The sequence below is a fragment of the Rhodopseudomonas boonkerdii genome, assembly GCF_021184025.1.
Lineage (GTDB): Bacteria > Pseudomonadota > Alphaproteobacteria > Rhizobiales > Xanthobacteraceae > Tardiphaga > Tardiphaga boonkerdii.
Map to the genome: position 1 here is coordinate 1,667,933 of NZ_CP036537.1, position 12,103 is coordinate 1,680,035.

Below are 12,103 nucleotides of genomic sequence, written 5' to 3' on the forward strand. Positions count from 1 at the left end.
TTACTCCAGCGCAGCACGAGCGAAATGGCAACTATCTCGTGAAGCGGGCCACCAATTCGATATGCGGCGTGTGGCGGAATTGATCGATCGGCGTGACATTCTGAAGCGTGTAGCCGCCGTCGATCAGGATTTTCGCATCCCGCGCAAACGTCTGCACGTTGCAGGAAACGGCAACCACGAGCGGGACCTTGCTGCCAGCGAGCCGTTCTGCTTGCGCCTGCGCGCCGGCACGTGGCGGATCGAACACGACGGCGTCGATATCGCGCAGTTCCTGCGCCACCAGGGGGCGGCGGAACAGATCGCGGGCCTCGGCCTTGACCGGCTTCAGGCCTTTGGTGTCCTTAATAGCCTGCTGCAGCGAGGCGATGGCCTTTGCGTCGCTGTCGAGCGCATGAACCCTGGCCTTGGTTGCAAGGCGCAGCGCAAAGGGGCCGATGCCGCAGAAGAGGTCGGCGATGGTCTTGGCGCCCTTGCAGTGCTGCAGCACGAGCGTAGCGAGCGCGTCTTCTCCGGCCGTCGTTGCCTGAAGGAACGAGCCGGGAGGCAGGGGCACGCGGGCGGCGCTCATGGTGAGCACCGGCGGCGCGCGCATCAGAACGAGTTCACCATGTCGCGTGAGCCGTGTGAGCTTGTGCTCGGCGGCGAGAGCGGAGAGCTCTGAGATCAGTGCAGTCGAAATCGGTCCGCTGCCACGGACGTCGATATCAAGGCCGTTGTCTGCTGCCGTGATCTGGATATCGAGTGGCTTGGCTATGGGCTTCAGTAACTCGGCGATGGCGTGTGCCGCATTCAATGCGCCGTCAAGCGCGGGATCGAGGATCGGACAAGCATTGATCGGGACAATGGCGTGACTGGCAGCTTCGGCGAAGCCAACCAGGGTATTGCCGTCTTTGTAGCGTGCATGGAGCGTGACGCGGCGGCGGCCGGCGCCGTGGGCGTCCACGATCGGATCGACCGGACAGTCGATCTTGGCCAGTTGCAGCGTGTCGATGACGATCTGGCGCTTCCACGCCTGATATGGCGTTGGCCGCCAATGCTGGATGGCGCAGCCGCCGCAACGTGTGAAATAACTGCAGAACGGATCGATACGGTCGGGGCTGGGCTGCTCGATTTGCACGAGACTGCATCTGCCGTCGTCACTTTCGGCTTCGACCACTTCGCCGGGCAGAGTGAACGGCACATAGGCTGGCGGGCGGTCGATGCTGACGCCATCGCCGCGATGGCCGACATGATCGATCGTGATCCGCTCAGCCACGCCGCGCGCCCATGAAGAATTCGATATTGCCATCACCGCCCTTGATCGAGGACGGGAAGACCTCGATATCGGTACAGCCGAGTTCTTTCGCGAATGCGGTGATGTCGTCGCAGATCGCCTGATGCAGGTCGGCATTCTTGATGATGCCGCGCTTGGATTGTTTGCGGTCGGCTTCGAATTGCGGTTTGATCAGCGCGAGCAGGCTCATCGGTGCGGCCGCAAGCGAGAGCGCGACAGGCAACACGGTCTTCAGCGAGATGAAGCTGACATCGATAACGACCACATCAGGGCGCGCAGGCAGGCGTCTATTCTCGAAACTGCGGATATCCGTTTCCTCCATCGAGACGATCTTCGGATGACCGTGCAGCGACGGATGCAACTGTCCGGTTCCGACATCGATGGAGAACACCATGCTGGCGCCGTTGGCGAGCAGCACCTCAGTAAAGCCGCCGGTAGAAGCTCCGACATCGAGACAGATGTGATCTTCGATCTCGATCGGATAATGCTCGAGCGCACCAGCCAGCTTGACGCCGCCGCGCGAAACCCATGGATGTGCCGGCTCGGCTTCGATCTCGGAATCAGGTTGCAGCAGCTCCGAAGCTTTCGTGACCAGTTTGCCATTGGCGATCACGAGGCCAGCCTCGATGGCGGCCTGGGCGCGGGCGCGGCTTTCAAAAATGCCGCGTTCGACGAGGAGCATATCGGCGCGCTTCTTCGAAGCCGCGGCTGAAGTCGGGGATTTCGTCATGTCAGTCGAGAACAGTGTCAGTACGAGGCAGCGAGTTTCAGACAGGCTTCGAAGCTGGTGAGATCTTGCCAGACATCCGATGGGGCTTCGCGCGGGACGATCAGCGGCGACCCATAGAGGTCGAGTGCGTGAATCACCATGAGATTGTCGGTGAGGCCGAAATTCTCGACGGCGAGGCCGTCTTTGTCGGTGAGGTGGCCGTCGTTGTCGTTAATTGCGGTCATGCGGCGCACGCGATCCACGTAGGGGGCGGGGTCGTTGCTGTAGCCGAAGCACAGTTTGCCATGACCGGCCATGAAGCCGAGCTCGAATACAGTGCCGGAATCGGCGCTGGGTCCGCGGAAGGGCGTGAGATTGGCGATGACGATGTCGCAGCGGGTCATCATGGCTTCATTGCCATGGAAGATCTGGCGCGAGGCGTCGCCGGCTTTCACGTCCACGTCATTGTCGAGTGGAAAGAATCCGTGTGCGCCATAGCGCTTGCAAAGCGCAACCTTACGCCGGCCGATCTCGGCGGCGTTGGGCAGGAAGACATCGGGGCCTGCAAGGTAGATATTCATGAAATCCCCGTCGTGATCGCAAAGCGGGCCGACCTTGGCACGCCAATTCAGACGAGAACGAGGCAATTCGTGTTTGGATTGCGAGGTGCCTCGTTTCCTTACCGCTTGTCGTCACCCGGCTTGACCGGGTGACCCAGTATACGCGGAAGGTGCGGTGTGTACTGGATCGCCCGGTCAAGCCGGGCGATGACAGAAGAGTTTGTGTCAGGCGAGCTTGACGGTCTCGGCGGCAAAATCCTTGCCGAGGGTCTCGAACACCTTCTTGACGATGCCCTTGGAGTCGAGTCCCGCCTGGGCATACATCGCTGCAGGGGTGTCGTGGTCCTGGAAAATGTCGGGCAGCACCATGGAGCGCATGCGCAGGCCGCCGTCGAGCATCCCGTGCTCAGCCAGCGTGTTCATGACATGCGAGCCGAAGCCGCCGATTGAGCCTTCCTCGATGGTCAGCAGAATCTCATGCTCGCGGGCCAGTTTCAGCAGCAGCTCGACGTCGAGCGGCTTCATGAAGCGCGCATCGGCGATGGTTGCCTGGAGGCCATGGGCAGCGAGTTCGTCGGCGGCCTTTTCGCATTCGGCGAGGCGGGTACCGAAGGAGAAGAGCGCAACCTGCTTGCCCTGACGGATGATGCGGCCTTTGCCGATTTCCAGCGGAATGCCGACTTCCGGCATCTCGACGCCGCGGCCTTCGCCGCGTGGATAGCGAAGCGCGCTTGGCTGGTTGTTGATGGCGACCTGGGTCGCGACCATGTGGACCAGCTCGGCTTCGTCGGAAGCGGCCATGATGATCATGTTCGGCAGACAGCCGAGATAGGCATTGTCGAACGAACCGGCATGGGTCGCGCCGTCGGCGCCCACCAGACCAGCGCGGTCGATGGCAAAGCGCACGGGCAGGTTCTGGATCGCGACGTCATGAACGATCTGGTCATAGCCGCGCTGCAGGAAGGTCGAATAGATTGCGCAGAACGGCTTGTAGCCCTCCGTGGCGAGACCGGCAGCGAATGTCACCGCATGCTGCTCGGCGATACCGACGTCGAAGGTGCGTTTCGGGAAGGCCTTGTTGAAGATGTCGACACCGGTACCCGACGGCATGGCCGCGGTGATGGCGACGATCTTGTCGTCCTTCTCGGCTTCCTTGACGAGGCTCTGGCCGAACACATTCTGATAGGCCGGGGCGTTCGGCTTGGACTTCGACTGGGTGCCGGTGGCGACGTCGAACTTGACGACGGCGTGGTACTTGTCAGCCGCTGCTTCGGCCGGACCGTAGCCCTTGCCCTTTTGGGTGACGACGTGAACCAGGATCGGGCCGGTTTCCATGTCGCGGACATTCTGCAGCACCGGCAGCAGGTGGTCGAGGTTGTGACCGTCGATCGGGCCGACATAGTAGAAGCCGAGTTCTTCGAACAGCGTGCCGCCATTGACCATGAAGCCGCGCGAATATTCTTCCACGCGCTCGGCGCGGTCGGCGATCAGCTTGGGCAGATGCTTGCCGAGCTGCTTGGCGGCATCGCGCAGACCGCGATAGGTCTTACCCGAATACATGCGCGACAGATAGGCCGACATGGCGCCGACCGGCGGTGCGATCGACATGTCATTGTCGTTGAGAATAACGATTAGGCGGGAATTCATGGCGCCGGCGTTATTCATGGCCTCATAGGCCATGCCTGCCGACATCGAACCATCGCCGATCACTGCGATCACGTTGTTCTTGCCGCCTGACAGATCGCGGGCCACGGCCATACCGAGGCCGGCCGAGATCGAAGTGGACGAATGCGCAGCACCGAACGGATCGTATTCGCTCTCGCTGCGCTTGGTGAAGCCGGAGAGACCGCCAGCGGTGCGCAGGGTACGGATACGGTCGCGACGACCGGTCAGAATCTTGTGCGGATAGGCCTGATGCCCGACGTCCCAGATGATGCGGTCACGCGGCGTATCGAAGACGTAGTGAAGTGCGGTGGTTAGTTCGACCACGCCGAGACCCGCGCCGAAGTGGCCTCCGGTGACAGAGACTGCGTCGATGGTTTCCTGACGTAATTCGTCGGCGACCTGACGAATCTTCTCGACCTTCAGCTTGCGCAGATCTTCCGGTGTCCGGATGGTATCGAGCAGCGGGGTCTTACTAAAATTGGTCACGGCACTATTCCAATTTGACATGTCCGGAGTTGCGGTAGCTTCCAGTTCGTCGCGCGAAGGCGCCAGACGGTTCGGACTACCGCATCCCCCAGAACCGGGAAGCTTGTTTCGAGGCCTTATAATGGGCTTCGATTTTTCGTCGTGGTATCTAGCATGCTTGATTGCTTCTTCATCCGAACATTTTAGTCAGATGGTTGAAGCGCTTATCACCGTTAACGACCGGCGTCGCCGCCTGGTTCACTGCAGATGAACCTTGTCCCTTTACACCAAAGCCTTAGCCAAAGCCAACCATGGAGGCCTTCGGGTTCCGGCTGCACATTCGCGTAGCTGGGTTAGCCGAGCCGCCGGACTGCCGGTCGACTATCGCTGGACGACGGCGAAATGGCACTTCTTGGGCCCAAATCAAGCTCCTTCCATGCATTTTCGCGGGTTGTGAGGTCGCCGTTCACCAATGCGAGGGTTGCGGCAGGCTGAGCCATACGTTCACGGAGAGGAACCGGGCCGCAAACGATCATAAAAAAATCGTAGGGGTGCGGCCGTTCGTTGGCCATTACGAACTGGAAATGAACGCGGAAGAACTTCCAGCGGAACCGGTGGTAATGATCGGAGCGTACGATTTCGCGAAATCTCACCGGTACTATGATCGGGTTTCGCTTTTCGGGCCCGACATGGATTCCGTGTCCGGCAACCGGGTCGAAAGGATAGAAATTCATCACGTCCTTGCGTGACTGGCAGTCGATCCAGTCAATCGACGGTTCTATAGCCAGTCGTCGCAGATTGTCGCGAAATTCCCGCGCGCCCTTATGGAAGCCGACGATCGGCATGTTGCCGCCGAGCGTCAGCAGCACGATACGCGGACCGTGGCGCCCAAGATCGGGATCAAGCTTCAAAGCGCGGGCGAGGATCTCCGAGCCGAGAAACGAACCGGAGCTATGGCCGACCAGTACTATCTCCTGCGCATCGGAATTTTGCGCGACTTTCACCAGATGCTGGGCAAACCGGTCGATACGCGCATCCCATTCGGGCCGGTTGCCATGCGAGAACTGCCACGTGAAAATGGTGTCGGCCATCAGATAGAGCAGATAGGTGCGCTCTTCGGTGTATTTCACCAGCGAGCCGAGCACGGCGATAAACACGGCTAAGGCGGCGCAGCCGACCAGAAAGCTGTGTATCCCGAGCATCTTGAGCGCCCAGGCCACCAGCCACGCGACCGCAGCCGACCAGATGGCCTCGTTCAGCAGCACAAAGTGGGGCCAGCTGATGAAGGTGGCAAAACGCCAATGGGCACGCCAGAAGCGGCCCATGGTGCCGGAAAACACCAACCCCCAATAGATCAGCATGCCGTGGGCAATGGTGCGCCAGATCGGCGCCGCGAGATCCCGCTGAATCAGGTCTTCCCAGCGAAGGAAGTCGTAATTGGTCCTTGTCTGCCAGCCGTCGCCGGCGGTCTCGATGGTCCAGGAGGCGGATTCGTGAGCAAATTCGCCGCCCGCGTGTTCCTTCGGACGCCCGACCGTGGTCGTCAGGCCATACAGGCGGCCAAACTTGCGCAGTTCCGTGCGGAACATGCGGTAATATTGCGCGAGGCCCCGCGGGTCGTATCCCTGCACATAGATGACATGACGGTGCTCGACGCGCACGCTGGTTCCCCGAACTGACAGCGGACTATAGCAGGGTGCGCCACAGGCCAAGCTCTAAAATCGACGCATAACGCCGTCTGAGGGTTGTGGGAGGTTGCACGAACTCATCCGGGCAGCTGGGCGGCGGCGCGTCTATTCCACGTCCAGCGGCTCCATGCCGACCGGCTGGCCGTTCGCATTGGTGGTGATCTTGTCAACGCGTGCTTCGGCCTGGCGCAGTAACTCGTCGCAACGGCGTTTCAAAGCTTCGCCACGTTCATAGATCGCGACCGATTCCTCGAGTGGCACCTTGCCTTCTTCCAGGCGGCGCACGATCGATTCGAGCTCTTCGATCGCCGTCTCGAAAGTCAGTTTCTTGACGTCGGCGTGGATGTTCTCGGCCATTCGCTCTTCCGTGTGCGTTCGGGACGCGCAATTCTATAGAGATGTTTGCGGGCGCAATGTGGCGACCCGGTTGCATTGCACACGCGCTATGCCGATGTTGGCTTGCCCATCAGTGCAGTCACATGCGCTGCAACCGATTCCTGCAGACCCTGTAGATCGTAGCCGCCCTCGAGCACCGAGACAATGCGGCCGCCGGCGGTCTGATCGGCAAGATCAAGTAGCTTGCGCGTCACCCAGCCGAAATCGGCCGCATCGAGTTCGAGCGAAGCGAGCGGATCGCGGCGATGCGCATCGAAGCCGGCCGAGATGATGATCAATTCGGGAGAAAATTTCTGAAGCTGCGGCAGGATCAGGTTATCGAAGGCCGCGCGGAATTTGGCGCTGCCGTCGCCGTCGCGCAGCGGAGCATTGACGACAGTGTCGTGCTCGCCGCGTTCCTGCGTGGCGCCAGTGCCGGGAAAGAGCGGCATCTGATGAGTGGAGCAGTACATCACGCTCTTGTCGGCCCAAAAGATCTCTTGTGTGCCGTTGCCGTGATGCACGTCGAAATCGACCACTGCGGCACGGCTGATGCCATACGTGCGCTGCGCATATCGCGCGGCGATGGCGGCCTGATCGAAAAAGCAGAAGCCCATCGCCTTGTTGCTCTCGGCGTGGTGACCGGGCGGACGCGTCGCAACGAAGGCGTTGCTGTGCTCGCCCTTCATGACAGCGTCGGTGGCCGTAATGGCCCCGCCGACCCCGCGCATCACGGCCTCCCAGGTGCCCGGCGAAAGCGATGTGTCACCATCGATATAGACCAGGCCGCTGGCTGGCGCGATGTGCCTGAGTTCATCGATATAGTGATTGTCGTGGCAAAGGCTGACGTGATCGAGGCTGCCTTCAGGCGCGTCCGCCCGTACCAGCGCATCGAAGCTGGTATCGCCGAGCGCCTGTGCAACCGCGCGCATGCGGTCCGGCCGTTCGGGATGGCCGGGTGGCGTGAGGTGATTGAGCGAGGCCGGATGCGAGAGAAGGAGCGTCGTCATGCAATGGTCCCGGTGCGGGAGATGTCGGTTGCGACAACCTAACGCGTCAGGACGAGTTCCGATAGCCTTCTAGTCCGGCAACTCATTTACCTTGCTCACCCACAGGCGTACGTCTGCGAGGACCTGAGGCAACAGGGCACGCACCTGCTGCACCGTCATGCCCGCCTTGATCCGCGGATCGTACAGGATGTTGAGCAGATACTGGTCGTAGATGTCGAAGAAGCCCATCGAGACATTGTCGTTGAACATCGTCCAGGGGACGGAATTGGTGTCGTTGATGGGGCCTAGCGACTGCAACATCTCCTCATAGGCGCAGTCGTAGAATGTGAAGTCGCCGTTGTCGGTGGTGAGGATCACGTCGGAACGTTCGATCTCGAATTGATCGTTCTTTCGAAAACCCGACAGGCACTGCGGATCGAGCGAGGTGCGAATCTCGTTGGCGCGATCCTCGCCGTAAAACGAAGCAAGGGTCGGGTACAGGTCACGGTCGCGCACCAGCTTGACGGTGACATTGGCTTCCGCGCTGCTCTCCACCATGGCGATATTGAGATGCTGCACGCGGCGGCCGATATCGGCGACGACCTTGCCGATCTGCTTCTTGCGCACAGCGGTACCGCCATCGGCGAAGACACGGACCGGAATCTCATATTTGCGAATCCGATCGACCCGTCCGGCGAGATGATATTCGGCGCCGAAGGCGGTCTTCAGAAAGCCGTCGATGATCTGACTGTCGGTAAAACTCTTCTTCTGGTGCTTTTGATGGGCGGCGATGATCGCAGGCTCGCCGGCGCCGGCAGGCAAGGGGACGACAACGAAACTCAGGCTCGCCAGGGCGAGGAAAGCAGGCCGAAGGCCGCGCTGGAATGGAGAAGGGTGCATTGCACCGAAACTCGCGCACAAGGCGCAGGGGCGCAAGCGTTCAATGGCCGCACCCACGCATAATTGAAGGTCGAGCCCTGAAGGTCTCGCACCGAGGCGAGACCTTCAGGGCGGCCGATCAGTTCTTGACGATCACCGTCGCGCCGACCTGGACGCGATTGTAGAGATCGGTGACGTCCTCATTGGTCATGCGGAAGCAGCCCGACGATACGGCCTGTCCGATGGTCTCTGGCTCGTTGGAGCCATGGATGCGGTACAACGTTGACCCGAGATAGATAGCGCGCGCGCCGAGCGGGTTGTCCGGGCCGCCTTCCATGAAGCGCGGAAGGTCGGGGCGGCGGCGAAGCATCTGTGCCGGCGGCGTCCAGCTCGGCCATTCCTTTTTGGCGGTGACGCGGTGTACGCCGCCCCAGCGGAAGCCGTCGCGGCCGACGCCGATGCCATAACGCAAAGCGCTGCCCCCCGGCTGGACGAGATAGAGACGGCGCTCCGCGGTGTTCACCACGATGGTGCCGGGTGCGTAATTGCTCTGGAAACCGACGGTCTGGCGCGGAATCGGGCCTGAACTGTTACCGTTGCCGAAATTGGAGAAGAAATTGGATAGCGATGGGCCGTCATCGACCACAAAGTCGGGGGCGGCTTGTTGATTGCGGGTGCGGGCTTCCGCAGGCAACGCAACCGCAGTAATTGCGGTCAAAACGGACAGGGCAGCTAGAATACGCTTCATAGTCTCCTCGCCAGATGGAAAATTGAGCCGCAGAGTGGCCATAATTCACGCTGCTCCGCAACCCACTGCTTGGTGAGAAGCGCTCGAAGTGCAGGGCGGCACTGGCGCAATCGTTCGGCGGCGTTGACCGCTTGCTGCGCATGTCTTGCGACGAAGCGTTGCGTGCGCCCCCTTTGACGGGCCCTCCGAACAATGGTTGATCAACTCCGCGATTTCGCAGGAAAACTTGGAGCTGGATAATGAACGGTGCGGAGAGCCTGGTACGGACACTGGTGGCAGGCGGGGTGGATGTCTGTTTTGCCAATCCGGGAACGTCGGAGATGCACTTCGTCGCGGCGCTCGATCGTGTCGAAGGCATGCGCTGTGTGCTCGGCCTGTTCGAAGGCATCGTGACCGGTGCGGCCGACGGCTATTATCGCATGAAGGGCACTCCGGCCTCGACCCTGCTGCATCTCGGCCCTGGTCTCGCCAACGGTCTCGCCAACCTGCACAATGCCAAGAAAGCTAATTCGGGCATCGTCAACATTGTCGGCCAGCATGCCGTCTATCACATCGAGCACAATGCGCCGTTGACTTCGGACATCGAAGGTCTGGCCCGTCCGATGTCGCAGTGGGTGCGTACCTCGCCGAGCGCCAAGACCGTGGCTGCCGACGGTGCTGCCGCGATCGCCGCTGCGAGCGGCGCCCAGGCTCAGATCGCCACTTTGATTCTGCCGGCCGACACCGCCTGGAACGAGGCCGACGGCATCGCCAAGGTACCGGCACCGGAGCAGCGCGCCAATTTCCACGCCCCGGCAGTGGATGTCGCCGCCAAGCTCGCCAAGGAGGGCGAGACCACGCTGCTGCTGCTGACCGGTTCGGCGCTGACCGAGCAGGGCCTTGCGCTCGCCGAGCAGATCGCCGGCAAGACCGGCTGCAAGGTGATCAGCCAGACCTACAACCCGCGCATGGCCCGTGGTCAGGGCCGCTTCTTCGTCGAGCGCGTGCCCTACGTGGTCGACTCGGCGCTGCCGGTGCTGAAGAACTTCAAGAACATCGTGCTGATCGAAGCCAACGACCCCGTGGCGTTCTTCGCCTATCCGAACAAGCCGAGCGTTCTGAGGCCGGAAGGCTGCAACGTGCACCGCTTGACGGCGAATGGTGAGAATTCTGTGGCCGCACTCGAAGCGTTGGCCAGCGCCGTCGGCGCGAAGTCATCGGACGTCAAGCCGCAGAAGCATGCCGAACTGGTCAAGCCGACCGGAGCGCTGAACCACGCCACGGTGGCTGCGGCGATCGCCTGTGGCATTCCCGAGAACGGTATCGTCGTCGACGAATCCATCACCACTGGCCGCGGCTTCTTCGCCCCGACCGCTGCTGCAAAGCCGCATGATTGGCTGCAGAACATGGGTGGCTCGATCGGTTTCTCGACGCCGGTCGCCACCGGCGCCGCTGTGGCCTGCCCGGACCGCAAGGTAATCTGCATGGTCGGCGACGGTTCGGCCATGTACACGCCGCAGTCGCTGTGGACCCAGGCGCGCGAAAACCTCGACGTTACCACCGTTGTATTTGCCAACCGCAACTACCAGATTCTGAAGGGCGAGTTCGACAATGTCGGTGCCGGTGCCATGGGCAGCCGCGCGCTCGATATGCTGACACTCGATCGCCCGCATCTCGACTGGGTGTCGCTGGCCAAGGGTATGGGCGTCCCGGGTGTGGCGGTGACCACTGCCGAGGACTTCAACAAGGCGCTGGACAACGCCAACGCCTCGCAAGGTCCGAAGCTGATCGAAGTGATCATGTAAGCGCACGACATTGCTTTAAGCGAACGAAAGGCTCCGGAGCGATCCGGAGCTTTTCTCTTTTAGGGATGTTTCAGGGAGAAGCGTCAGTCAGCTTTGCTAGTTGCCGCTACCTGCACCGCCAGCGCCACTTGCGCCTCCGCTGCCACCGCCGGACGTTCGGCCTTGATCGGCATTGCGGCCGCCCATGCCGGTCGTGCCTGCGGCCGAATTTGGACCACCCATGGAATTCGAGTTGTTACCTGCTTGCGAGCCTTTCGCACGCGGCATCGTCTTGGCGCCGCTTCGCTCAGGCACATCGACGGCAGTGCCGCGGCTGTTGGTGCCAGGCTGGGTGACGCCGGTTCCGGTGGAATTCATCTGCGGTGCATTCGGATTTGCGCCGCTCTGAGCGAAAGCAGGAGCCGCCATCAAAAGGGCTGCGGTTGTTACGAGAATCGTTTTCTTCATCGGGTTATCCTCTATGTAGGTTATCCCCCTGCACCGCCAACGTTGGGCTTGGCGACACGTTCCGGATCAGAAACATGCATCGGTTCTTTGGCGCGGCATGAGCCTGTTGCGGAACTCGCACGGCGTCGGGGGCGATATCGTTTCCGCCATAATTAGAACTCGGGGCGCATGCGAAGTGAGAGACGGCCGGGAGCTGAATCCCGGTGGAAAAAGGAAATTCTGCCGACGTGACGAGTGCTATCCAGGTGGTTGTCGCCGCCTATGTTCAGACCAATCAGCTTGATGCTCTGCTCGATCTCAAGGCGCATCGCGAACAGCTCGCCGCCTCGATCCGCGATCGCGACGATTTCGATTTCGGGGTTCTGCTCGGCCAGCTCGAAGGGGATATCGGTGCCATCGAAGCGGGTATCCGTCGTCTTCGCGCGGGGGCGGACTCGCGGGTGGATACGGATCTCTAGGGTCGCGCTTGAGGTGGGCTTCCGATTTTGAGCAATTCCACTGGGGCATGGCTGCAATTGCCA

At 61.2% G+C, this 12,103-nt stretch carries 12 protein-coding genes; 2 read left to right on the top strand and 10 right to left on the bottom strand.

Going from position 1 to position 12,103, the window contains the following annotated elements; translation table 11 throughout:
• Positions 1-31: 31 nt before the first annotated feature.
• The 9 genes from E0H22_RS07800 to E0H22_RS07840 all read right to left on the bottom strand — a co-directional run bounded on the left by E0H22_RS07800 (position 32) and on the right by E0H22_RS07840 (position 9,351).
• On the bottom strand, positions 32-1,255 hold the full coding sequence (locus E0H22_RS07800) for a class I SAM-dependent RNA methyltransferase (protein ID WP_233025081.1): 1,224 nt from the start codon (positions 1,253-1,255) through the stop codon (positions 32-34).
• Positions 1,248-2,003, bottom strand: coding sequence for a TlyA family RNA methyltransferase (locus E0H22_RS07805; protein ID WP_233025082.1), 756 nt, complete (start codon positions 2,001-2,003; stop codon positions 1,248-1,250). Before E0H22_RS07805 ends, E0H22_RS07800 begins: the two co-directional genes overlap by 8 nt.
• Positions 2,004-2,020: 17 nt before the next feature.
• On the bottom strand, positions 2,021-2,563 hold the full coding sequence (locus E0H22_RS07810; RefSeq protein ID WP_233025084.1) for a nucleoside 2-deoxyribosyltransferase: 543 nt from the start codon (positions 2,561-2,563) through the stop codon (positions 2,021-2,023).
• A 204-nt stretch (positions 2,564-2,767) separates the two neighbouring features.
• Entirely contained in the window at positions 2,768-4,693 is a 1,926-nt protein-coding gene (dxs, locus tag E0H22_RS07815; protein ID WP_233025085.1) for a 1-deoxy-D-xylulose-5-phosphate synthase, read from the bottom strand.
• Between the two features lie 332 nt (positions 4,694-5,025).
• The gene (locus E0H22_RS07820; RefSeq protein WP_233025086.1) at positions 5,026-6,333 is read right to left on the bottom strand and encodes an SGNH/GDSL hydrolase family protein; all 1,308 of its coding nucleotides are present in this window, start codon (positions 6,331-6,333) and stop codon (positions 5,026-5,028) included.
• Positions 6,334-6,465: 132 nt separating this feature from the next.
• A complete protein-coding gene (locus E0H22_RS07825) occupies positions 6,466-6,717 on the bottom strand; it encodes an exodeoxyribonuclease VII small subunit (protein WP_233025087.1) in 252 nt (83 codons plus the stop codon).
• An 86-nt stretch (positions 6,718-6,803) separates the two neighbouring features.
• Positions 6,804-7,745: a histone deacetylase family protein gene (locus E0H22_RS07830; RefSeq protein ID WP_233025088.1), complete on the bottom strand. Its 942-nt coding sequence runs from the start codon at positions 7,743-7,745 to the stop codon at positions 6,804-6,806.
• Positions 7,746-7,814: 69 nt separating this feature from the next.
• Positions 7,815-8,624: a DUF2927 domain-containing protein gene (locus tag E0H22_RS07835; RefSeq protein ID WP_233025089.1), complete on the bottom strand. Its 810-nt coding sequence runs from the start codon at positions 8,622-8,624 to the stop codon at positions 7,815-7,817.
• A gap of 118 nt (positions 8,625-8,742) precedes the next feature.
• Positions 8,743-9,351 carry a L,D-transpeptidase gene (locus E0H22_RS07840; RefSeq protein ID WP_233025090.1) on the bottom strand — a complete coding sequence of 203 codons (609 nt, stop codon included), beginning with the start codon at positions 9,349-9,351 and terminating at the stop codon, positions 8,743-8,745.
• Between the two features lie 239 nt (positions 9,352-9,590).
• Between E0H22_RS07840 and E0H22_RS07845 the strand changes: the two genes are divergently transcribed.
• A complete protein-coding gene (locus E0H22_RS07845) occupies positions 9,591-11,135 on the top strand; it encodes an acetolactate synthase large subunit (protein WP_233025091.1) in 1,545 nt (514 codons plus the stop codon).
• A gap of 96 nt (positions 11,136-11,231) precedes the next feature.
• Here E0H22_RS07845 and E0H22_RS07850 read toward each other — a convergent pair whose 3' ends face one another.
• Complete coding sequence (locus E0H22_RS07850; RefSeq protein WP_233025092.1) at positions 11,232-11,582, bottom strand: hypothetical protein; 351 nt, start codon at positions 11,580-11,582, stop codon at positions 11,232-11,234.
• Positions 11,583-11,809: 227 nt separating this feature from the next.
• Here E0H22_RS07850 and E0H22_RS07855 point away from each other — a divergent pair, with 227 nt between their 5' ends.
• The gene (locus E0H22_RS07855) at positions 11,810-12,040 is read left to right on the top strand and encodes a hypothetical protein (protein WP_233025093.1); all 231 of its coding nucleotides are present in this window, start codon (positions 11,810-11,812) and stop codon (positions 12,038-12,040) included.
• Positions 12,041-12,103 lie beyond the last annotated feature (63 nt).

Bases quoted from the DNA above. Each gene is read 5' to 3' on its own strand.
- E0H22_RS07805 (WP_233025082.1), bottom strand. From the start codon at position 2,003: ATGACGAAATCCCCGACTTCAGCCGCGGCTTCGAAGAAGCGCGCCGAT.
- E0H22_RS07830 (WP_233025088.1), bottom strand. From the start codon at position 7,745: ATGACGACGCTCCTTCTCTCGCATCCGGCCTCGCTCAATCACCTCACG.
- E0H22_RS07845 (WP_233025091.1), top strand. From the start codon at position 9,591: ATGAACGGTGCGGAGAGCCTGGTACGGACACTGGTGGCAGGCGGGGTG.
- E0H22_RS07810 (WP_233025084.1), bottom strand. From the start codon at position 2,563: ATGAATATCTACCTTGCAGGCCCCGATGTCTTCCTGCCCAACGCCGCC.
- E0H22_RS07840 (WP_233025090.1), bottom strand. From the start codon at position 9,351: ATGAAGCGTATTCTAGCTGCCCTGTCCGTTTTGACCGCAATTACTGCG.
- E0H22_RS07835 (WP_233025089.1), bottom strand. From the start codon at position 8,624: ATGCACCCTTCTCCATTCCAGCGCGGCCTTCGGCCTGCTTTCCTCGCC.
- E0H22_RS07850 (WP_233025092.1), bottom strand. From the start codon at position 11,582: ATGAAGAAAACGATTCTCGTAACAACCGCAGCCCTTTTGATGGCGGCT.
- E0H22_RS07825 (WP_233025087.1), bottom strand. From the start codon at position 6,717: ATGGCCGAGAACATCCACGCCGACGTCAAGAAACTGACTTTCGAGACG.